At 39.3% G+C, this 21,159-nt stretch carries 20 protein-coding genes, 1 tRNA gene and 1 pseudogene; 9 read left to right on the forward strand and 13 right to left on the reverse strand.

Annotated features, from left to right (window positions below; translation table 11 throughout):
- Positions 1–9: 9 nt before the first annotated feature.
- Both lspA and glmM read right to left on the reverse strand, forming a co-directional pair.
- The gene (gene lspA / locus QT76_RS01785; protein WP_033616338.1) at positions 10–483 is read right to left on the reverse strand and encodes a signal peptidase II; all 474 of its coding nucleotides are present in this window, start codon (positions 481–483) and stop codon (positions 10–12) included.
- The gene (gene glmM, locus QT76_RS01790; RefSeq protein ID WP_033616339.1) at positions 477–1,814 is read right to left on the reverse strand and encodes a phosphoglucosamine mutase; all 1,338 of its coding nucleotides are present in this window, start codon (positions 1,812–1,814) and stop codon (positions 477–479) included. The genes lspA and glmM overlap by 7 nt, the downstream gene beginning before the upstream one ends.
- A gap of 89 nt (positions 1,815–1,903) precedes the next feature.
- Here glmM and rpsT point away from each other — a divergent pair, with 89 nt between their 5' ends.
- The 6 genes from rpsT to QT76_RS08595 all read left to right on the forward strand — a co-directional run bounded on the left by rpsT (position 1,904) and on the right by QT76_RS08595 (position 7,694).
- Positions 1,904–2,173, forward strand: coding sequence for a 30S ribosomal protein S20 (gene rpsT / locus QT76_RS01795; RefSeq protein WP_001273632.1), 270 nt, complete (start codon positions 1,904–1,906; stop codon positions 2,171–2,173).
- Positions 2,174–2,298: 125 nt separating this feature from the next.
- Positions 2,299–3,357 (forward strand): peptide chain release factor 1, encoded by a 1,059-nt coding sequence (gene prfA, locus QT76_RS01800; RefSeq protein ID WP_033616340.1) that lies wholly within the window; start codon positions 2,299–2,301, stop codon positions 3,355–3,357.
- 431 nt (positions 3,358–3,788) lie between these two features.
- A complete protein-coding gene (locus tag QT76_RS01805) occupies positions 3,789–4,046 on the forward strand; it encodes a hypothetical protein (protein WP_033616341.1) in 258 nt (85 codons plus the stop codon).
- Between the two features lie 10 nt (positions 4,047–4,056).
- Positions 4,057–5,460, forward strand: a complete 1,404-nt coding sequence (locus QT76_RS01810; RefSeq protein WP_033616342.1) for an outer membrane protein — start codon at positions 4,057–4,059, stop codon at positions 5,458–5,460.
- 246 nt (positions 5,461–5,706) lie between these two features.
- Positions 5,707–7,467 carry a hypothetical protein gene (locus QT76_RS01815; protein ID WP_033616343.1) on the forward strand — a complete coding sequence of 587 codons (1,761 nt, stop codon included), beginning with the start codon at positions 5,707–5,709 and terminating at the stop codon, positions 7,465–7,467.
- Positions 7,468–7,568: 101 nt separating this feature from the next.
- A complete protein-coding gene (locus QT76_RS08595; protein WP_001875994.1) occupies positions 7,569–7,694 on the forward strand; it encodes a hypothetical protein in 126 nt (41 codons plus the stop codon).
- Between the two features lie 174 nt (positions 7,695–7,868).
- Here QT76_RS08595 and tlpC read toward each other — a convergent pair whose 3' ends face one another.
- From tlpC to fabD, 9 genes and pseudogenes are all read right to left on the reverse strand, one after another.
- The gene (gene tlpC / locus QT76_RS01820; protein WP_033616344.1) at positions 7,869–9,890 is read right to left on the reverse strand and encodes a methyl-accepting chemotaxis protein TlpC; all 2,022 of its coding nucleotides are present in this window, start codon (positions 9,888–9,890) and stop codon (positions 7,869–7,871) included.
- 149 nt (positions 9,891–10,039) lie between these two features.
- Entirely contained in the window at positions 10,040–10,429 is a 390-nt protein-coding gene (gene rpsI / locus QT76_RS01825) for a 30S ribosomal protein S9 (protein ID WP_001227269.1), read from the reverse strand.
- Positions 10,426–10,851, reverse strand: a complete 426-nt coding sequence (gene rplM / locus QT76_RS01830; RefSeq protein ID WP_000167675.1) for a 50S ribosomal protein L13 — start codon at positions 10,849–10,851, stop codon at positions 10,426–10,428. The genes rpsI and rplM overlap by 4 nt, the downstream gene beginning before the upstream one ends.
- A 353-nt stretch (positions 10,852–11,204) precedes the next feature.
- Positions 11,205–11,393, reverse strand: coding sequence for a DUF5408 family protein (locus QT76_RS01835; RefSeq protein WP_001178798.1), 189 nt, complete (start codon positions 11,391–11,393; stop codon positions 11,205–11,207).
- Between the two features lie 6 nt (positions 11,394–11,399).
- Positions 11,400–12,752, reverse strand: a complete 1,353-nt coding sequence (locus tag QT76_RS01840) for an FAD-dependent oxidoreductase (RefSeq protein WP_033616345.1) — start codon at positions 12,750–12,752, stop codon at positions 11,400–11,402.
- A 53-nt stretch (positions 12,753–12,805) separates the two neighbouring features.
- Positions 12,806–14,178: pseudogene (locus tag QT76_RS01845) on the reverse strand (SH3 domain-containing C40 family peptidase).
- Positions 14,179–14,197: 19 nt separating this feature from the next.
- Positions 14,198–16,267 carry an RNA polymerase sigma factor RpoD gene (gene rpoD / locus QT76_RS01850; RefSeq protein ID WP_195741858.1) on the reverse strand — a complete coding sequence of 690 codons (2,070 nt, stop codon included), beginning with the start codon at positions 16,265–16,267 and terminating at the stop codon, positions 14,198–14,200.
- A 167-nt stretch (positions 16,268–16,434) separates the two neighbouring features.
- Positions 16,435–17,130: a 5'-methylthioadenosine/adenosylhomocysteine nucleosidase gene (locus QT76_RS01855; RefSeq protein WP_033616347.1), complete on the reverse strand. Its 696-nt coding sequence runs from the start codon at positions 17,128–17,130 to the stop codon at positions 16,435–16,437.
- Positions 17,131–17,140: 10 nt separating this feature from the next.
- The gene (gene fabD, locus QT76_RS01860) at positions 17,141–18,070 is read right to left on the reverse strand and encodes an ACP S-malonyltransferase (RefSeq protein ID WP_033616348.1); all 930 of its coding nucleotides are present in this window, start codon (positions 18,068–18,070) and stop codon (positions 17,141–17,143) included.
- A gap of 130 nt (positions 18,071–18,200) precedes the next feature.
- On the opposite strand from fabD, the gene QT76_RS01865 reads away from it, so the two are divergent.
- The 3 genes from QT76_RS01865 to QT76_RS01875 all read left to right on the forward strand — a co-directional run bounded on the left by QT76_RS01865 (position 18,201) and on the right by QT76_RS01875 (position 20,180).
- Positions 18,201–18,292, forward strand: a tRNA-Ser gene (locus tag QT76_RS01865).
- A gap of 206 nt (positions 18,293–18,498) precedes the next feature.
- Positions 18,499–19,332, forward strand: coding sequence for a type II restriction endonuclease (locus tag QT76_RS01870; RefSeq protein WP_033616349.1), 834 nt, complete (start codon positions 18,499–18,501; stop codon positions 19,330–19,332).
- Positions 19,326–20,180 carry a DNA-methyltransferase gene (locus QT76_RS01875; RefSeq protein ID WP_033616350.1) on the forward strand — a complete coding sequence of 285 codons (855 nt, stop codon included), beginning with the start codon at positions 19,326–19,328 and terminating at the stop codon, positions 20,178–20,180. Before QT76_RS01870 ends, QT76_RS01875 begins: the two co-directional genes overlap by 7 nt.
- On the opposite strand, the gene futC1 is transcribed toward QT76_RS01875, so the two are convergent.
- A complete protein-coding gene (gene futC1, locus QT76_RS01880) occupies positions 20,177–20,617 on the reverse strand; it encodes an alpha-(1,2)-fucosyltransferase FutC1 (protein ID WP_033616387.1) in 441 nt (146 codons plus the stop codon). The two genes, QT76_RS01875 and futC1, sit on opposite strands and share 4 nt — an antisense overlap.
- Before the next feature lie 35 nt (positions 20,618–20,652).
- Positions 20,653–21,072, reverse strand: a complete 420-nt coding sequence (locus tag QT76_RS01885) for an O-fucosyltransferase family protein (protein ID WP_033616351.1) — start codon at positions 21,070–21,072, stop codon at positions 20,653–20,655.
- Positions 21,073–21,159 lie beyond the last annotated feature (87 nt).

Below are 21,159 nucleotides of genomic sequence, written 5' to 3' on the forward strand. Positions count from 1 at the left end.
AAAGGGCAATTATGCCTTAATTTTGTTTTGTTTTTGCTTAAAAAAGAATTGTCTTAACAATAAAACGCCCACGCCCACATCTATCATGGCATCAGCGAAATTAAAAATGGCAAAATCAAACCCATAATGATAATACACATAATCCACCACGCCCCCATGCACAAACCGGTCTAAAACATTAGAGACCCCAGCGCCAAACACCATGCCAAACTCTATGGCATGGCTTTTAAAAAGCTCCTTTTGGCGCATTAAAAAGATAAAAAGCCCTAAAATCAAAAGGATTTGCAAGTATTTCAAACCCCCCTCTAAAAAACTGAGCAAGGAAAACGCCACGCCTTTATTGAACACTAAAACAATATCTACCATCAAACTTTCATAGCGAAACCCCTCTAAAATAGCGTATTTAATCGCTTGATCTGCACCAAAAATAAGGAAAAAAACCCCCATAAAAACCAACAGGCTTTGTTGGGTGGTGTTTAGCACAAATGCCCTTCAAAAAACTCTTTTAATTCTTGCATTTTGGATTCTAAAAGTTTTTCGTCTTTAGCTTCTAAAAGGATTCGCAATTTGTTTTCAGTGCCGCTATAACGGATCAAATGGCGGATTTCTAGTTGGTCTAATTCTTTTAAAAGAGCGCTATAACCTTTCAGGCTTTCTAAAGGAGGCTTTTTTTGGACATTCAAATTCGCTAGGCTTTGGGGGTATAATTCAAAGGGGTTTAACGCAACAGAGCTCACTTGCTTACTTTCTAACACAAGCGCACTCACTTGCAAAGCGCACACCAAGCCATCGCCGGTTTTAGCGTAATCGCTAAAAATAATATGCCCGCTTTGTTCGCCTCCAAAATTGGCTTTATTTAATTGCATGCATTCGCTCACAAACTTATCCCCAATCGCGCAATGCTTCAATTCTAAATCTTGGGATTTTAAGTATTCTTTAAGGGCTAAATTGCTCATGTTTGTGGCGACAATTGCTTGAGAAGAAAGGGCGTTTTTAGATTTTTGATAAACCCCTAACACCCCTAAAAGCTTGTCCCCATGCACGATATTCCCTAAATTATCCACCACCACTAGCCTATCGGCATCGCCATCAAAAGCAAAGCCCAGATCCGCGCGGTATTTTTTCACTTCATGGCTCAATTGGTTAGGGTGTAAAGCCCCGCATTGCTCATTAATGTTACACCCATTAGGCTCATCATTAATCACTAACACATCAGCCCCAAGCTCGCTAAAAACGACTGGAGCCACCTTATAAGCCGCGCCATTAGCGGTATCTAGCACGATCCTTAAACTCTGTAAATTCAAATGTTTGGGGAAAGAGTGTTTTAAATGCACGATATAGCGCCCTATGACATCGTCTATCCTTTTAGCGCTACCGACGCTCTCGCCCACTTTATAACTGGAATGCAGTAATCCTTCATCATGAAAGATTTCTTCAATCGCTTTTTCTTCTTCTTCTTTAAGCTTATAGCCATAAGAATTGAAAAATTTAATGCCGTTGTCTTCAAAAGGGTTGTGGCTCGCGCTTATCATAATACCCGCATCGCAGCGCATGTCTTCGGTTAAAAACGCGATCGCAGGGGTAGGCATAGGCCCTATTTGGATCACATTATAGCCTATGGAAGTGAGAGCGCTCACTAAAGCGTTTTCTACCATGTAGCCGCTTTTTCTGGTGTCTTTACCGATTAAAATTTTATTCGTTTGAGAATGTTTTTTAAAATACAATCCGGCAGCAATGCCTAAACGCATCACAAACATGGGGGTGAGTTTCACCCCTGCTTTACCCCTCACGCCATCAGTCCCAAAAATTTTCATCGTTATAAAATACCTTTTAAACTATTTTTAATCAATTTTTAGATAGAATTATGCCAAATTTTACATTACAAAGGGATTAAAACAAGGCTATGGCAAATCATAAGTCCGCAGAAAAGCGAATCAGACAAACCATTAAAAGAACCGAACGCAACAGGTTCTATAAAACTAAAGTTAAAAATATCATTAAGGCCGTGCGTGAAGCCGTTGCTGTCAATGATGTAGCAAAAGCTCAAGAGCGTTTGAAAATCGCTAATAAAGAGTTGCATAAATTTGTTAGCAAAGGGATTTTAAAGAAAAACACTGCTTCTAGGAAAGTCTCAAGGCTTAACGCTTCAGTGAAAAAAATCGCTCTCGCTTAGTTTTAGGGCGTTTTTGACTTCTTTAGCTCAGTAACGGGTTTTTATTATTGAGCTTCTTTTTAAGTTTTGCGTTTTTTAGATTGTTGCGTCTTTTTATATATCTTTTTATTGATAGGTAGTCTCGCATGTCTATTTTAGCCGAAAAGCTTTCTTCCATTCTCAAACGATACGACGAACTCACAGCCTTACTCTCTAGCACTGAAGTGGTTAGCGACATTAAAAAACTCACCGAATTGAGCAAAGAGCAAAGCTCCATTGAAGAAATCTCTGTAGCGAGTAAGGAGTATTTGAGCGTTTTAGAGAATATCAGAGAAAATAAAGAGCTTTTAGAAGACAAGGAATTGAGCGAACTGGCTAAAGAAGAGTTAAAAATTTTAGAAATCCAAAAAAGCGAGTTAGAAACTGCCATTAAGCAACTCCTTATTCCTAAAGATCCTAATGACGATAAAAACATTTATTTAGAGTTAAGGGCCGGCACAGGGGGCGATGAAGCGGGCATTTTTGTAGGGGATTTGTTTAAGGCGTATTGCCGTTATGCGGATTTGAAAAAGTGGAAAGTAGAGATAGTAAGCTCTAGCGAAAACAGCGTAGGGGGCTATAAAGAAATCATCGTTTTGATTAAGGGCAAGGGCGTGTATTCAAGGCTCAAATTTGAAGCAGGCACGCATCGAGTCCAAAGAGTCCCCGAGACAGAATCTCAAGGACGCATCCACACTTCCGCTATCACGGTAGCGATCATGCCTGAAGTGGATGATGTGGAAGTTACCCTCAACCCTAGCGATTTAAAGATTGAAGTGTTTCGCGCTGGCGGGCATGGGGGGCAATGCGTCAATACTACAGACTCTGCGGTGCGCATCACGCATCTCCCCACCAATATCAGCGTGAGCATGCAAGATGAAAAATCCCAGCATAAAAACAAGGATAAAGCCCTAAAAATCTTAAAAGCGCGTCTTTATGAAAAACAAATTGAAGAGCAACAGCTCGCTAATGCCAAAGACCGAAAGGAGCAAGTGGGTAGTGGGGACAGGAGCGAAAGGATCCGCACCTACAATTACCCGCAAAACCGCTTGAGCGAGCATAGAATCAATTTAACTCTGTATAGTTTAGAAGAAATCATGCTTTCAGGGAATTTAGATGAAGTGATCAACCCTTTAATCGCTCATGCTCAAAGCCAGTTTGAATAAGACCATTACTAAAACGATAAAACAAAGCGATAAAACACCCAAGCCTTTTTTAATTGATATTATTATAGCCTTATCACGATAGCCACCCGCTACGACCAAAAACCCTAAAAGCTCTAAATTTTCGCCCCACACAAAAACAGCGCAAGAGCTTCAATAAAATATAGTTAAATATAATTTTAAATTCTTTATATATATTTTTATATATAAATACATTTTTAAAAAATAAAACGATTTATTTAACCTATTCTTAACGAAAAATTCACTTTTTTGTGATATAACTCCAAAGCTTACTATAAGAGCGGATTGTATTCTGTGGAAGCGAATGTATGAGGACAACTCTCAAATTTTGATAGCTCCCTATATTTTTGCGCCATAGCATGAATGCAATAAAAAAAGAAATCCTTAGGATTTCTCACATTAAGGAGTTTTAAATGAAAAAAGTTTTTTTAGGTATGGCATTAGCCTTTAGTGTGTCTATGGCAGAAAAAAGCGGTGCGTTTTTAGGAGGGGGGTTTCAATATTCTAATTTAGAAAACCAAAACACCACCCGCACCTCAGGCGCTAACAATAACACCCCGATAGACACTTCAATGTTTGGCAGCAATCAAACAGCTCCAGCCCAAGAAACGCAAAGCGCTTCTAAACCGGACACTAAAGTCAATCCAAGCGCAAGCTGGATGAAAAAATAAGAAAGAAGTTATGAAAAAGTCATTCAAAAAATTAGGCTTTGTCTCTTTGGCGGCTAGTGGCGTGCTTTTAGGGAGCATGAACGCTACCGATTTACAAACCTACGCAGCATTGCAAAAACCATCTCATGTTTTTGGTAATTATGCTGAAAAGGATAAGGGAAAAGAAAAGGATAGTAAAAAAGAAGATAATAAATCACAACTCTCCACCGGTCCTATACAAGGCGGTGGCAAAGACAGCGGTTTTGCACAAGGTAGCGGTAGCACACCAACCCCACCAGCTAAAAAAGATGAAACAAGTGGCACACCAAGCGCTAGTAGCGTGGCAAGCCAGCTAGTTAAAGACACCACTACGGTTAATAATCTTAAGAGCGTGAGCGTGAGTGGTATGAACACCACTTTAAGTGGGGTAGAAACCATGTCTCAACAGAGCGCAGCGATTGGCAACCTTTTGAATAGCAGCACCGATTTAAGCAGTGTGATTTCCAACGCTCAAGGGCTAAGCAGTGCGTTTAGCGCATTAGAAAGTGCTCAAAACACTTTAAAAGGCTATTTAGATTCTTCTAGCGCGACGATTGGGCAATTGACAAACGGATCTAATGCGGTTGTGGGCGCGTTAGATAAAGCTATCAATCAAGTGGATATGGCTTTGTCCGATCTTGCTACGGCTGATACGCAAAAAACGCAAGCCGTTACGCTTGCGACTACCGGTAGTGGCACAACGACAACAGATGCCATCAATTTCTTAAGCGCGCTAAAAAACAATCTAATGGCTCAAAAAGACGCTTTTATGAATGTGTATAAAAACATTCAAACCGCTGTCGCTCAAGCCCAAGCAACCTACACGCTAAGAGTGATCAACACCAATAATTACGGGCAAATGTATGGGGTAGATGCGATGGCAGGGTATAAGTGGTTCTTTGGCAAAACCAAACGCTTTGGCTTTAGATCTTATGGATACTACAGCTATAACCATGCGAATTTAAGCTTTGTGGGGAGCCAGCTTGGAATCATGGAGGGTGCGTCTCAAGTGAATAACTTCACTTATGGCGTGGGCTTTGATGCGCTCTATAACTTCTATGAAAATAAAGAGGGCTATAACACAGCAGGGTTGTTCGTGGGCTTTGGATTAGGAGGGGATTCGTTTATCGTTCAAGGAGAGAGCTACTTGAAATCTCAAATGCACATTTGCAACAACACGGCAGGCTGTTCAGCGAGCATGAACACAAGCTATTTCCAAATGCCTGTGGAATTTGGTTTTAGGAGCAATTTTTCTAAACACAGCGGGATTGAAGTGGGCTTTAAATTGCCTTTATTTACCAACCAATTCTATAAAGAAAGGGGTGTAGATGGATCAGTAGATGTGTTCTATAAAAGGAACTTCTCTATCTATTTCAACTACATGATCAACTTCTAAGCCTTTCTCTTCTTTCCAATAGAGGGTTTTCTCTCTGTTGGTTTCTTTTTTCTTTTTTTGCGGTGTTTGTTTTGTTGGGGGTTAGGTTTTTGTTTAGAGAGAGGGTTTTTTAAAACTAAAGAAGCGCTTAAAACAGAACCTTTTGTTTTTTAGGTTTTATTTTTTACTTTGGCTTGTTTTCAAAAGTCATTTTGATTTCTAAAAATAGTCTATAATGCTCGCAAGAGATATTTTTTAAGGTTATCAATGAAAGCTATAAAAATACTTTTTATAATGACACTCAGTTTAAACGCTATCAGCGTGAATAGGGCGTTGTTTGATTTAAAAGATTCGCAATTAAAAGGGGAATTAACGCCAAAAATAGTGGATTTTGGGGGTTATAAAAGCAGCACCAAAGAGTGGGGAGCTACGGCTTTAAACTATATCAATGCGGCTAATGGCGATGCGAAAAAATTCAGCGCTCTAGTGGAAAAAATGCGCTTTAACTCCGGTATATTGGGGAATTTAAGAGCGCATGTGCGTTTGAGGCAGGCCCTAAAATTGCAAAAGAATTTGAAATATTGCCTTAAAATCATCGCTAGGGATTCTTTTTATAGTTACCGCACCGGTATTTATATCCCCTTAGGCATTTCTTTAAAAGATCAAAAAACGGCTCAAAAAATGCTCGCTGATTTGAGCGTGGTAGGGGCGTATCTTAAAAAACAACAAGAGAATGAAAAGGCTCAAAGCCCTTATTACAGAAACAACAACTATTACAACTCTTATTATAGCCCTTATTACGGCATGTATGGCATGTATGGAATGGGCATGTATGGTATGGGCATGTATGATTTTTATGACTTTTATGATGGCATGTATGGGTTCTACCCCAACATGTTTTTCATGATGCAAGTTCAAGATTACTTGATGTTAGAAAATTACATGTATGCGCTCGATCAAGAAGAGATTTTAGACCATGACGCTTCTACTGACCAACTTGATACGCCTACTGATGATGACAGAGACGATAAGGACGATAAATCCTTACAGCAGGCAAATCTCATGAGCTTTTATCGTGATCCCAAATTCAGCAAAGGCATTCAAACCAACCGCTTGAATAGCGCTTTAGTCAATTTAGACAACAGCCGCATGCTCAAAGATAATTCGCTTTTCCACACCAAAGCCATGCCCACTAAAAGCGTGGATGCGATAACTTCTCAAGCCAAAGAGCTTAACCATTTAGTGGGGCAAATCAAAGAAATGAAGCAAGATGGGGCGAGCCCTAATAAGATTGATTCAGTTATCAATAAAGCTATGGAAGTGAGAGACAAGCTAGACAATAACTTGAACCAACTAGACAACGACTTAAAAGATCAAAAAGGGCTTTCAAGCGAGCAACAAGCCCAAGTGGATAAAGCCCTAGACAGCGTGCAACAATTAAGCCATAGCAGCGATGTGGTGGGGAATTATTTAGACGGGAGTTTGAAAATTGATGGCGATGATAGAGACGATTTGAATGATGCGATGAGTAACCCTATGCAACAACCTATACAACAAACGCCTATTAACAACATGGACAACACCCATGCAAATGACAGCAAAGATCAAGGGAGTAACGCGCTCATAAACCCTAATAACGCCACCAACGATGATCACAACGATGATCACATGGACACTAACACCACTGACACCGGCAACGCAAACGACACCCCCACTGATGATAAAGATGCTAGCGGCAACAATACCGGCGATATGAACAACACCGATACCGGCAATACGGACACCGGCAATACGGATACCGGTAACACTGATGATATGAGCAACATGAACAACGGCAACGATGATGCGGGTAACGCTAATGACGACATGAGCAACGGCAACGACATGGGCGATGACATGAACAACGCGAACGATATGAACGACGACATGGGTAATGGCAACGATGACATGGGCGATATGGGGGACATGAACGACGATATGGGTGGCGATATGGGAGACATGGGGGATATGGGCGATATGGGGAATTGAGATTAACCCCAATATCAAAGAGTGATAGCCAAAACTTTAAGGAATATTTTTATTTATAGTAAAAATGATTCCTTTAAGGTAATAGGGGGGGATATTTTGCGATGAATACCCCTTTAACCCCCAACCAACTCCCCTTAAGAACGCTTTTTAAAATCCAACCAAAGCTTTTTATCATCAAACTAGCGCAAAAAACTCCGTCCTTTAGGGTGCAAGATGTAAGCGCTTAGGCTATATTCAAGCTAACAAAATACCTCTAGTCTTTTTAGGCTAGAAAATGTCCATGCAGGCTTTAAAGAGCCTTTTATATTAGCGTTCGTTAGGGTGCTTTAGTTAAAAAAACCCCTTGCTTTAGAAAAAGGGGGCGGTTCCACATTTTAGACGCTCAAAATTAAAAGCAGAAATCAAAATTTCTTCTTGCTCACATCTTCTAAAATATCTTGGGAGATCCCATCAATTTTAGTGCTGGCTTGTAAAGAATAATTAGCGATAGTCAAATTATCCTGCACATCTTGTTGCAAAGCGTTAATGGAGTTGTGGATGTTTTCTACGCCCTTATTTTGCATTTTAATAGACTCAGCGTTATCGGCGATGCTTTGAACTAAAATATTAATATTGGCTTCAATCTCGCTGAGGGATTTTTGCGTCCTTTCAGCGAGCTTCCTCACTTCATCAGCCACCACCGCAAAGCCTCTGCCATGCTCGCCGGCTCTTGCGGCTTCAATAGCGGCGTTTAGGGCTAATAAATTCGTTTGATCAGCGATGTCTCTAATCATATCCACCACGCTTTTAATGTCTTCGCCTTGAGAGATCATCTCTTGGCTTTTAGAATCAATTGTTGTAATAACATTAGTGATTTCTTCTAAGGATTGGGTGGTGTTTTTCAGGCTTCTTTCTTGCTTGTGGGCGGTTTTGGTCAAATTATCCACGCAAGTTTTTAAATCTTTGGATTCATGATTGAGCGCGTTCGCAAACCCTAAAGAAGCTTTAAGCATGCTAGAAATTTCCTGCCCTAAAGTGTTGAGCGCTTTTTCCATGTTGGCTTTAGGGTTTTGGATGTGGTGGGTGAAATCCAGGTTTTTATAATGCTCTAGGGCGTTATTTAGGGATTCAATATTGGCACCAATTTGGTTACGAAAATACTGGATAATGCTATTAATCGTGTTTCTTAAAGCTTGCAAATCTTTATTTTTAGGCACGCATGCGATTTCTTGCGTGAAATCCCCACTTTCCACAAAATTAGCCACTTCAATGCTGTTTTGAATGGCTTTATTATCGGCTTGAATGTTTTCTTGGGTTTTAAGGATATTTTCATTAATGGAAGCTTGCATTTGCCCGATTTCATCATAAGCGCTTGGGGGCGTTAGGCTTATGGCATGGTTATTTTTGGGGTTATTGAGCAAGTTGAAAAAATCATTTAGGGTGTTATTGACCCTACTGATGCGTTTTGTTATGAGGCTAGAAACGATGATAAAGACTAAAAAGGCTAACACCAGCACGCCTAAAATCAAAGTGGTGATAATAATGAATTTGGTGTTTGTCGCTTCTTTAAAGACTAAAGATTTATTGACATATTTCCCAATCGCCCAACGCCAATGATTGCCGTTATTCCCTTTTTCTTCAAAAAAATCAAAGGGCTGTATGGCTAAAAAGGTTTCTGTATTCCCGCTCAATGAATGGTAGCTCAAAGTGCCCGCTTCGTTTTTGTCATAATACTCCACAGCTTTAGCGACTCTTCTATCCGGATTGATAGCACTTAAAATCTTATCTTGGATCTCACGATTAGGGTTGATTAAAAGCCTGCCATCTTTCCCCATTAAAAAGGTGTTGCTCTTTTTTTGGCCTATTACATCGGTATAAAAAGTGTCAATGTTTAAAAAGAAATTCAGCACGCCTATCACATTTTGATTTTTATCCTTTAAAGGGAGGGTAATATCCATGCCATAGATTTTATCGCCATTAACCTCTTTATAATAGGGATCTGAACGGGTTATACTTTTGAGCGAATGGATTTGATTGATCATGCTCTCATTGAGTGTGGTATTAGGGTAGGCGATTTTTGAATCCATGTTCATGGCAGTGATAATTCGTTCATTATTATTCGTATAAATTGCGCTAACCAATAACACATGAGGGTTTGCCAGCAAAAACTCAGAGAGCATGCGCCTTTTTAGGGTGTCGTTGATAGCACTATTTTCATCGCTTAAAAATTTTTCAAGGGTATTAGCGCCAATAAAAATGCGTTTAATGATGCCTTGAATTTTAAAACTGACTAACTGAGCCTTTTTTTGCAACAATTCTGTGGCTTGGCTTTGCAACACGCTTTCAACCTTGTAGCTGATAATAACGCCCATAACAGCGCTAATGACAATAACGACCGCACACACCATCATGACGATTTTAGAACCAATTCTTGTAGATTTCATTCCCTTTGCCCTTTTAAAACGAATTGATAGAGAACGATTATTATACATTATTTTGAAATTTTAATAAAATAAGAGAGAAAAAAAGCAGAAAATAAAAGAGAGCCAAAGCCCTCCAAAGCTCCCCCAAAGAAGAGCTAAAGAAATAAAAATTACCTTTTGGAGAATTGCGGGCTTCTTCTGGCCTTTCTTTTACCATATTTTTTGCGTTCAACCACTCTTGAATCCCTAGTGAGCAAGCCCTTAGGTTTTAAAATGGCTCTAAAAGCAATATCATAAGCGTTCAAAGCTTTAGAAATGCCATGCCTTAAGGCTTCTGCTTGCGCTGAGTAGCCCCCACCAAAAACCACCGCTTTAATATCCACAGATTGCTCTTGTTTGGTTAAAAGCAAGGGCTGCATGACTTTCATTTTAATGGCTTCATGCCCGCCTAACCACTGATTCAGGCTTTGTTCATTGATACTCAATTCGCCTTTACCCGGAGTGAGCCACACTTTAGCGATAGCGGTTTTTCTTTTACCGGTAGCATAGATTTTTCTCATTTAGCGTCCTTTTTGCTAGTTTGTGCGGTGTGAGGGTGCTTATCATCACGATAAACTTTGAGTTTTTTGATCATCGCTTTCCCTAATTTCGTTTTAGGGAGCATGCCCCTAACGGCTAAGTGGTAGAGCTTTTCAGGGGTTTTTTCTAGCATTTCTTGGAGAGTCTTGCTCTTAGTACTGCCAAAATAGCCTGAATGGGTAAAATACTCTTTATCCTCTAATTTCATGCCTGAAAATTTAACCTTATTAGCGTTGATAACCACCACAAAATCCCCACAATCCACATTAGGGGTGTAAAAAGGGCGGTGTTTGCCTCTTAAAAGCACAGCGATTTCAGTGATCAAGCGGCCAAAAACTTTGTCTTTAGCGTCTAAAACGACCCAATCACGAACGATGTCATTGACTTTAGCAGTCTTTGTCATAAGAATCCTTTGATAAAATTAAAGCACTCATTATAAGGAAATAAGCTTAAATACTGCTGAATTTAAGGAAAGTTTAAAGTTTAAAAATAAGGTTTTTTAAAAAAATTGTTTGATTGCTTTTGATTTTATGGTAAAACTCATTTCTTAAGTAAAACCCATTTTCTTAAGGGGATAGGGAGGTATTTTACAATAACTCTCCCCCTACAACCCCAACTAAAAACCCCCTAACCCCAAAAGACTGCTTTTAAAGAGACTATCACTTGCTTTTCGCAAGCTCTTTTATTGTATTTATTTTAAAAAAATGCCTTTGAGCTTTTTTAATTTTGTTACTCATGCTTAATAGGCCAAAGCCTTTATTTTTGCCCTTGATTAAGCCTTTCTTCTATCTTTTTGATTTGTTGGCTCATTTTAGCGCTCGCGTTGATTTGATTGATGAGCATGTAAAGGTTTATCATCATCAAAAGCACCACCACAATCCCTAAAAAAAACACGATTTGAACGGCTTTTTTAGCGATTTCTCGGGCTTCTTGTTCGTTTTGCATGCGTTTTTAATTTTCCAATTCTTCTGGGGATAAATCTTTATAAAAGCGTTCTAATTCAAAGCTCTCGCCCAAATACGCAGCGATTTCTTGGGAATCCACAAGGGCGTTTTGCAAGCAACTCGTCGCGCCTGGAGAAGGAGTCATGTTAAAAGTGATGCCTTTATGGGTGCAAATCTTTTTTTCGCCTAATTCCAGTTTTCGCTTGGTTCTGTCTAAAACTTGCGGGCGCACTTCGCCAAAACCATGAGCGTATTCTAAATCTTCTAGGCTAAGAGAGGGGATGATTTTTTGAGCGTCTTTTAAAAATTTCCTTTTACCGATAATGGGCAATTCAAAAACCATGTTTTTAAACACATAATTACGGATTTCTTTATCGCTCATCAAATCAAACGCGATTTTAAACACATCTTTATTCAAATCCATTTTCAACAATTCCAAGCTAATGCCCTTGAACCAGCATTTGTTGCGCTCTAATTTAGGCATCGTTAAAGCGGTAGGCCCGATTCGTGTTTTTCCTTTAATGACGGCATCAGGGTCGCCATGCACGGCTGCAAAAGGGAGTTTGGGGTTTTGAACGGTATAAACCTTGCCCCTTAATAAATCCGGCACAAAATAAAAGCTACCCGCCACAGGCAAGCACCCTAAATCCAAGCCATAGCCCATGCTCTGAGCCAAAGGCAAAGCGTAAGAGCCGGCATTGACTAGCACGAATTTAGCATACACTTCTTCAGCGTCTTCTGAAATTACGGCGTAAGTGTCGTTGCGTTTTTCAATCTTTTTCACTTTGAAATTCAAAAACACCTGGTTGTTAGGCTTTAATTTTAGGGCTTCTTCAACGAAGTTTTCACTCAACTTCGCAAAATTCATGGTGCTCCAATCCTTCCTATACCCATGCCCGATAATGTTTTCATGCCTGTCTATCCCATTAGCCCCTAAAATCACATTAGGCTCTAATTCTTTAATCTTTTGCTTGTCAAATTCTTCTAGCCCCACAAAGATTTCTTTAAAGGATTCGTAGCGTTTTTTCATGAACTCGCATTCTTCATCGCCCACGCCTATAGCCATTTTCTGGGTTTCAAAAATCACTTCATTTTGCAAGCCTTTATTCAAAGCGTATTGCCTAGTCTTATAAGCGCTCAAACGCACTTTTTTAGCTTTTTCGGGAGTGTAATTTGTTTCAATAGAGCCATCATGAATAGTTTGTGAATTAGCCTTAGCGCTAGAGCTGATTTGAGCTAATTTAGAGCATTTTTCCACGATAGCCACGCGTTTTAAAGAGCTGTATTCGCTCAAAGTATAAAAGGTCGCGCACCCTGAAACCCCACCTCCAATAATAACGGCATCAAATTCCATACTCATTGTCTTTCTCCAAATGTTTTAAATTGATAAATCGTAATCATAATATAAGAAAATCAATTCGTATTCAAAGGGCTTGAAGTTTTATTGACAAAATCTTTCAAATCGCTCATTCCAAGCACCCTGTCAATCAATAATTTCTTTTTAGAAAACGCCCCATTATGTTCTTCGGCTAACCATAATGAAGTGATCACCACGCCCCCTATTTTATGGCTCAAGGTTTTAAAATGCTTTTGGGTTTGCACCGACCAAATGCTGTGAGCGACTATCGCTTGATGGTTGTATGTGCCTAAATAGAGCATGATATGCCCTTTTAAATAGATGAGCGTTCCAAAAGGCGTGGCGTTTTTAAGGATGTAATCTTCTTTTTCTTTAGCTTTCATGGAGCTTAAATCCACATAATTGTTCGCGTAACGGCTTTGCGCGTAGGAATTTCTGGGGAGCAAAATACCAAAATTAGCGAAACTATCCCTAGTGAAAGCCGAGCAATCCCTATTACCTAATAGCCCCCCCCAACCGTATTTTTGCCCTAGCATGGTGTCTATAAAATACGCCATGTTCTCGCTGTTAAAAGCCTTAGGGAAAACAAAAAAATCCTTTTCATCTAAGATCACGCTTTGTAAAGTTGCATAGCCCTTAGCGTCTCTCAAAAAACCATAGGCTTTCAATTCTTTTTTTGGGGTTTTTGAGATGCGTTTTGACCTTGGGGGATGAGAGCGAACAATTCGCCCACTCTGGCGTTGGTGTAAAAATCCCCATAGTCTGTATAAAGGGGGATTTTATCTTTTATAGGCATGACATAATCTTTAAGATGGGTTAAAAGCTCTATGTCTTTATCATGCATGTAGGCTAAATCGCTAACTTTGATCCAACCATAAACAAAACTGCTTTGAATGTGGGCGTAAGTTTTATCCGTGTTAAAATGCGTGATCAAAACCGGCGTGCCTTGAAAAATCAGCGAATTTTGATACCTGTCAAAAGGATAGCCTTTTGGAGAAAGGTAATAAGGTTTGTTAGTAGGCACAGCCCTCACATCGCTATCTCGCACCACAACGGCCTTAATTTTAACGCTTGGGTAATGCTCAATATCCATGCTTTTAATAAGCTCGTCATTGAAAGCTTTTGCGTTGGGTTTTAGATCTTCGCCATAACCGGTGGATTTATTCATCTCTTTGAGGATCCAAAACACTTCTTTTTTATTGCTTTTGATTTTCGCATCTAGCCATGGGGAATACCACGCTTTGAGGTAGCTCTCTTTCAGGTTTTCTCTTAACGCTTGGGGGTCAATGCTTTGGTTATTATGACTGCCATTTTGAGAGCTTGCAAGATAGCTTGAAGCCTCTTGGGGCAAGGATAAATCTTTGAGCGTGAAATCCTTTTTCATGCAACCCACAAACAAAAACAAGAAAACTACAAGAAAATAACGCATGCTTTAGAGAACCTTAACATCAAATGCGCAAATAGTTTCTTAAAATGCGCCCGTATTGCGGGCTTCTCAATTTTTTGATCGCAGAGCTTTCAATCTGGCGCACCCTTTCTCTAGTAACATTCAATTCCTTGCCAATTTCTTCTAAAGTTCGATCGCTTTCATCGTCTAAAAGCCCAAAACGCATGCGGATCACCGCTTTTTCTCGCTCATTCAACTGATCCAAAACGCTTTCAATCTGGGCTTTTAAATCTTCTCGCATGATGTGATCAATGGAACTAACGATATTTTTATCTTCCACGAAATCCCCAAATTTGCCATCATCATCATTGCCGACTGGGGTTTCCAAACTGATAGGCTCTTTAGTAACCTTAATCACATTCTTCACTTTATCTAACGAAAGCCCCACTTCTTCAGCCACCACTTCTAAATCAGGCTCTTTGCCGGTTTCTTGAATGTGTTTGCGCATGACTTTGTTGATGCGATTAATCGTGTCAATCATGTGAATGGGGATGCGGATAGTGCGGGCTTGATCGGCTATGGCTCTGCTGATGGCTTGCTTGATCCACCAGGTCGCATAGGTAGAAAACTTGAAGCCCTTTTCATGTTCAAACTTATCCACCGCCTTCATCAAGCCGATATTGCCCTCTTGAATCAAATCCAAGAAGGGTAAGCCTCTGCTCGTGAATCGTTTAGCGATGCTCACCACTAATCTTAAATTGGATTTAGCCATTTTGTCTTTAGCGCGATCGGAAATCAATTTCCCTCTTTTGATTTGCTCTAAAATTTCTTTTAGCTTGTTAGGGGCTAAATCAAAGCCTTCTTCGCTCGCTTCTTTAGTCAAAAAGAGTTTTTTGAGATCCATATACACGCTCACCATGGTCGCTTCTGGCACTTGAGCGATAATATCTTCTTTAGTCATGTTAGTGATATTAGCGAGGATTTTTTTATGGTTAGCGATGAGAGTGTCATTGAATAAGGGCAATTTGTATTCCAAGCGTTTCAACTCTTTTTCAAACCCATCGCCGCTTTTTAAAGTGGTCTCCATCGTTTTGACTAATTCATTAATCAGTTTGCTGGTAGGCTCTAAATCATAGAGTCTGTCTTTGAGTATTTGGCGTTTGTAAGCTAGGGTCAATGAACGCACTAACTCGTCTTCTTTTTCATCTACAGGGGCTTCAAGGGCTTTGAGCCATTCTTTTTTAGCCTTATCTAGGGCTTTAAAGCTTTCTTGAACCTTTTCTACGCGCTTCTTGTCTTTTTCGGAAACGACTTTTTTCCTTTCTTCGTTTTCTTCATATTCTTCGCTGTCGTCATCTTTTTTAGAATCGCTCACGCTATTTTCATCGTCATCATCAAAGCTCCTGAAAAGCTCTTTAACCCTTCGTTCACGATTGATTAAAGCGTCTTTATACGCATAAATAAAATCAATCAAATACGGCACCGAGCAAATCGCGTCTAAAATAATGTCTTCGCCCAAGCGGATTTGCTTGCTCAATTCAATCTCTTCATCTTTGCTTAAAAGTTTTATATCCCCCATTTCACGCAAATACATGCGCACCGGGCTATCGCTTCTGCTCCACTCTAAAAAATCCTTTTCTTTCAAAAAGTCATAGCCATCTTCTAATTCTTCATCTAAAACTTTTTGCTTTTCTTCGGTGTTTTTAATCTTGTCAATCGCATTGAGTTTTTTAGCGTATTCTGAAGAGCTGACTAATTTCTTTTGGTATTTTTGGCACAATTCTTTGATTTTCTTGACTTGGGCTAGAGTGGGGACTTTTGCGCTGATTTGAATGATAGACTCATAAGAAACGCAATCGCTTAAGGAATTAGCGAACAATTCTTCTAACGCTTCATTAAAACTAAGCTTTTTAACAGGAATAGGTTCTTTCGCTTTAGCTTCTTTGATTTTGCTTTCTTTGGTTTTGGCTTCTTTAATTTTGCTCTCTTTGGCTTTATTGTTTTCCTTAGTTTTATTTTCTTGTGCGACTTCTTGTGTGGCTTCTGCTTTGGCTTCCTGTTTAGCTCTTTTGGGGGCTTTTTCTTCGTTAGCTTTCTTTTTCATTGGACACTCCATAAAATAAGAACCCATGCTTTCAATCAAAAGCTAGATCCATAAGATAAGATACACCTAATCCTTTGTTATTTTACTAAAAAATAGCTTAAATTCTAATTATAAAATGAGTTTAAAATAAAATTTAAAACCCCCATTTTTTAAAAAATAGGGTTTTAATTGTTTGCGTTTAATAAAAACAAACCTTAAAGCTTATCCACCATGCTTTTTAAGAATTTCGCTGAAGTTTGAGCGCTTTTTTCTAAAAACGCATCAAAGCTCATGCCAGCTTCCTCATCAGCGTTATCGCTAATACTCCTTAACACGCAGCATGGCACGCCAAATTTTTGGCACACAAACGCCACGCTCGCCCCCTCCATTTCCACCGCGCTCGCTTTAAACTCGCTAACTAAAAATTCTTTCCTTTCTTTGCTATGCACAAACTGATCGCCTGATGCGATGATGCCTTCTTTGAGCGCGATATGTTGCTCATTAGCGACTTTTTTAGCCAAAGCGTTCAAACTTTCGCTCGTTTCAATAAAAATCGCGCTTTCGGGGATAAACCCTAAAGGGTGATCAAACGCGCTCAAATCCACATCATGCTGGACTAATTGAGTAGCCACTAACAAATCATTGATTTTTAAATCTTTAACCAAGCTTCCAGCCACCCCACTAAAAAGCACCTTTTGAACGCCAAACGCTAAAATCATGCTCGTTGTGGTTAAAGTGGAATGCACCTTGCCAATCTTGCTATAAGCGACAATGATTTCTTTATCATTATAAACGCCTTTATGGAAAACATTCCCCCCTAAAGGGATCTCTTCAAAACCCACGCCAAACAATTCTAAAATAGGGGTTATTTCTTCTCTCATCGCCCCCAAAATGCCAATTTTTTGCACCATTTTCTCCCCATCACACGTATTCTTCTAAAAATTCAATGGCTTCATCAAGCCCTTTATTATCCCCCACGCTTATGGTAGGCTTGTTGCTTAAGCGCTTGTTAAGCCCCTTTAACACGCTCCCACAGCCTAATTCAAAAAAGACATCCACTCGGTCGTTATTAGATTTCACGCAGTCTTGATAACGCACCGGCTGAGTGAGTTGCAAGCTCAATAATTCAACGGCTTTCGCTTTGTTATGATACGCTTCATTAGTCGCATTGGAGATGATTTCAAAATGGAATTTATCTTTCAGGCTTTTTTCTAGCAATTCCTGGAATTTAAAAATCATAGGCTCTAAAAAAGGGCAATGGCTCGCCACGCTCATTTCTAAAAAAACCACTCTTTTAGCCCCCATTTCCTTTAAAGTCGGCTCTAGGGCTTTCAAATCGTCTTTAACCCCGGCTAAAACCACTTGCATGCCGCCATTGAAATTCGTGCACCACACGTTTTTGGTTCTTTGACACAAGCTTAAAAGGCTTTCTTCAGAAACGCCCAAAACGACCATCATGGATGCATCTTTATTCAGGCACGCTTCTTGCATCATTTTGCCTCTTTGATGCGTGAGTTTAAGGGCTTTTTCAAAATCTAACGCCCCGCTCAAAGACACCGCGCTCACTTCGCCGAGCGAATGCCCTAAAGCGAAAACGGGTTTTAACCCCCCATTTGCTTGCTTGTTGAGTAACTGATAAGCGATATAGCTCACTAGATAAATAGCAGGCTGGGTGTAAGCGCTCTCTTTTAAAAGATCGTTTTCTTCAAAAAGCGTTTTTTTCATATCCACTTTAAGCGCGTTAGAAGCCCTTTCAAACAATTCTTTAGCTAGGGTGTGGCTCTCATAGAACGATTTCCCCATTCCTATACACTGCGAGCCTTGCCCTGGAAATAATAGCGCGTATTGCATGGTTATCCTTTAAATTTTATTAATCCATAATTTAAAATTGTAATATAAAAGCCCTTAGTTTTGTTTAGAAACCATTAAAATTTAAGGTTTATTTTAACTTATTTTTACTATAATTCTACTTTGTGAATGAGGACAGGTGGGTGAGTTGGCTGAAACCACATCCCTGCTAAGGATGCGTAGCCGTCAAGGTTACCGAGGGTTCGAATCCCTCCCTGTCCGCCAGCCTTTTTGCCTTTAAAAACTTTTTGTTTAGAATGTATTAACGAGAGACATATAGTTTCTAAGCATTCCTTTTACGACACTCCTTTTACAGATTTTACAAATACAAAATTTAGGTTGGGTGAAGAGAGACACCCAGCCTAAACCCTATAAGGGTTGTAAAGCACAAAAAATATATAATTAAAGAAAGACATTAAAGCGGAGCAAAAATGAAAAACCATCTGCCTTTTGATACTTTTTTAGAAAGCCTTAAGACAAGCAATCGAACTTTAGATTTTTTCACCGATTGGCAAAAGTGCCTCAAAAATAAAAATGAAATAAGTATCGCTTTAAACCACTTGAATTTTTTACTTGGGAAAGATACAAAAGAACTTAAAAATTGCATTAAAACACTTTTTAAAGAATACCCCAAAGCTTTTAATGTTTTAAATATTCTCATTGCTGTGAGGGATAAAGATGATATAGTGCGTGATGCTAATGGTAATTTTTATCCCTTATATTCTTATTTTGAAGATGGTGAAAAAGTTTATGAGTTTATTTGTCAAACGGGGTTGGAGCAAATTTTTTGCAACAGAAACATTAAAGATTTAAATGATTTTGTTTTTGGTGTAGAAGTGGGGCTTGATAGCAATGCAAGAAAAAATCGCAGTGGAAAGGCTATGGAAAATCATCTTAGCGGTCTTTTTGTCCAAGCCCAATTAAATTTTAAAGAACAAGTAGATATTAGAGAATTTGAGGATTTATGCCAAGCTTTTGGAAATGATATTAAAAAATTTGATTTTGTTGTTTGTGGTAAAGATAAAACTTATTTTATAGAAGCTAATTTTTATACCATTAGTGGGAGTAAGCTTAATGAAGTCGCAAGATCCTATCAAGACTTAGCTTTAAAATTTGAAGCATTCCCCAATTACGAATTTATTTGGATAACCGATGGCACAGGTTGGCTGGACGCTAAAAGCAAACTCCAAGAAGCTTACAAATCTGTGGAGATCTACAATTTGAGCAATGTAAATGATTTTATATCAAAGGTGCAAAAATGGTAATCGCGCATTCTAATGAAATCGCACGCCCCATATTCACAAGCCAAGACCAGCTTTTCACCCTTTATCAAGGGGATTGCAATGAGGTTTTGCCCCAATTTGAAAATGCTTTTGATTTGATTTTTGCCGATCCGCCTTATTTCCTTTCTAATGACGGCTTAAGCATACAGAGCGGTAAAATCGTGAGCGTCAATAAAGGCGATTGGGATAAAGAAAATGGGATTAACGATATTGATGAGTTTAATTACCAGTGGATCAACAACGCCAAAAAGGCTTTAAAAAATACAGGGAGTCTTTTAATCAGCGGGACTTACCACAATATCTTTTCTTTGGGGCGCATTTTACAAAAATTGGATTTTAAGATCTTAAACCTCATCACTTGGCAAAAAACCAACCCTCCTCCCAATTTCAGCTGCCGTTATTTGACGCATTCAGCTGAGCAAATCATTTGGGCGAGAAAAAGCCACAAACACAAGCATGTTTTTAACTATGAGGTTTTAAAAAAGATCAATAACGATAAACAAATGCGTGATGTGTGGAATTTCCCAGCGATCGCTCCTTGGGAAAAAGTTAATGGCAAGCACCCCACTCAAAAACCTCTCGCGTTGTTGGTGCGCTTGCTTTTAATGGCGAGCGATGAAAATTCCCTCATTGGCGATCCTTTTAGTGGGAGCTCCACCACAGGCATTGCGGCCAATCTTTTGAAAAGGGAATTTATCGGCATAGAAAAAGAAAGCGAATTTATCAAAATATCCATGAACAGAAAATTAGAATTAGACGCTCGCTATCAAGAGATACGATCTAAAATCAAAGATTTAAATCTTATAAGCCCCTTTTTTAAGCCGCTTTAAGCGTTATACTTTTGGGATTTTACCTCAAAATGGGATTCTATTTTCACCCATTCCTTACAAAGGATATTTTCATGCCCAAAAAGCCAGTGTTTGGGGCCAATAATGATTTTTTCTGGATTTTTTATCAAATAAGCCGCCCACCAGCTATAAGTGCTATTAGCGATAATGCCATGCTGACAAGATTGCATGAGCAGCATGTCCCAATACGCCTCTTCTTCTTTATCCCTAGTGGTCATGTCCATAAAAGGGTAGCCAAGATCAAGATTTTGCGTGAATTTTAAGTCTTCGCAAAACACAAAAAGCTCCATGTTTGGCACGCGCTTTGCCATATACTCAAGCGCCTTTTTTTGATAATCAATACCAATCTGACAGCCAATCCCCACATAATCCCCTCTTCTTATATGCACAAACACGCTGTTTTTAGCGGCTAAAATCAAAGCAAGCTTGCGGTGGTATTCTTCCTCTTTTTTTATTATTTCCATTTTCGGGGGGGGGGTAGGGTGAAGGTTTGTTTGATTAAAGGGGATATAGCATCAAAATATCGTGGATCTTGGAAATAGCCAAAAAAATAAGTCAAGCGGCTTGGCTTTAATAATTTAGGCTCGTATTCAAAAACGATTTCTTTGCTCACCCTATCAAACCCCATGCATTTGAGCGCGTCTCTTACTAGCTTGGGGAGGTGTTGCATTTTAGCTATAGCGATTTCTTTTTCACTCGCATAGGGCAAATCAATAGGGAAAAGCTCTAATTGCATTTTCCTATTGCTCCAATCAAAAGAAGTAGTATCCAATAGCACAGGCGTATTAGAGTGTTTTTGCAAACTTTTAGCGAAAGCGTATTGAAACATTTGATTCCCAAGCCCCCCGCAAATTTGCACCACCTTAAAAGCCATTCAATCCCTTTATATTGTCAAATAAAACGCTCATTTTAGCTCATTTTAAAGCCCTTTTTCAATAAAAGCCTAAAAAACGGGGCAAGT

The organism is Helicobacter pylori SA37A (assembly GCF_000476015.1).
GTDB classification, from domain to species: Bacteria; Campylobacterota; Campylobacteria; order Campylobacterales; family Helicobacteraceae; genus Helicobacter; species Helicobacter pylori_DB.

What these genes read in the sequence shown, in the direction of transcription:
- QT76_RS01870 (WP_033616349.1), top strand. Translation starts at nt 18,499, where the DNA reads ATGAAAAACCATCTGCCTTTTGATACTTTTTTAGAAAGCCTTAAGACA.
- rpoD (WP_195741858.1), bottom strand. Translation starts at nt 16,267, where the DNA reads ATGGGTTCTTATTTTATGGAGTGTCCAATGAAAAAGAAAGCTAACGAA.
- QT76_RS01840 (WP_033616345.1), bottom strand. Translation starts at nt 12,752, where the DNA reads ATGAGTATGGAATTTGATGCCGTTATTATTGGAGGTGGGGTTTCAGGG.
- QT76_RS08595 (WP_001875994.1), top strand. Translation starts at nt 7,569, where the DNA reads ATGAATACCCCTTTAACCCCCAACCAACTCCCCTTAAGAACGCTTTTT.
- QT76_RS01810 (WP_033616342.1), top strand. Translation starts at nt 4,057, where the DNA reads ATGAAAAAGTCATTCAAAAAATTAGGCTTTGTCTCTTTGGCGGCTAGT.
- tlpC (WP_033616344.1), bottom strand. Translation starts at nt 9,890, where the DNA reads ATGAAATCTACAAGAATTGGTTCTAAAATCGTCATGATGGTGTGTGCG.
- rpsI (WP_001227269.1), bottom strand. Translation starts at nt 10,429, where the DNA reads ATGAGAAAAATCTATGCTACCGGTAAAAGAAAAACCGCTATCGCTAAA.
- glmM (WP_033616339.1), bottom strand. Translation starts at nt 1,814, where the DNA reads ATGAAAATTTTTGGGACTGATGGCGTGAGGGGTAAAGCAGGGGTGAAA.
- QT76_RS01835 (WP_001178798.1), bottom strand. Translation starts at nt 11,393, where the DNA reads ATGCAAAACGAACAAGAAGCCCGAGAAATCGCTAAAAAAGCCGTTCAA.
- rpsT (WP_001273632.1), top strand. Translation starts at nt 1,904, where the DNA reads ATGGCAAATCATAAGTCCGCAGAAAAGCGAATCAGACAAACCATTAAA.
- QT76_RS01815 (WP_033616343.1), top strand. Translation starts at nt 5,707, where the DNA reads ATGAAAGCTATAAAAATACTTTTTATAATGACACTCAGTTTAAACGCT.
- QT76_RS01855 (WP_033616347.1), bottom strand. Translation starts at nt 17,130, where the DNA reads ATGGTGCAAAAAATTGGCATTTTGGGGGCGATGAGAGAAGAAATAACC.
- QT76_RS01875 (WP_033616350.1), top strand. Translation starts at nt 19,326, where the DNA reads ATGGTAATCGCGCATTCTAATGAAATCGCACGCCCCATATTCACAAGC.
- fabD (WP_033616348.1), bottom strand. Translation starts at nt 18,070, where the DNA reads ATGCAATACGCGCTATTATTTCCAGGGCAAGGCTCGCAGTGTATAGGA.
- prfA (WP_033616340.1), top strand. Translation starts at nt 2,299, where the DNA reads ATGTCTATTTTAGCCGAAAAGCTTTCTTCCATTCTCAAACGATACGAC.
- rplM (WP_000167675.1), bottom strand. Translation starts at nt 10,851, where the DNA reads ATGACAAAGACTGCTAAAGTCAATGACATCGTTCGTGATTGGGTCGTT.
- QT76_RS01805 (WP_033616341.1), top strand. Translation starts at nt 3,789, where the DNA reads ATGAAAAAAGTTTTTTTAGGTATGGCATTAGCCTTTAGTGTGTCTATG.
- QT76_RS01885 (WP_033616351.1), bottom strand. Translation starts at nt 21,072, where the DNA reads ATGGCTTTTAAGGTGGTGCAAATTTGCGGGGGGCTTGGGAATCAAATG.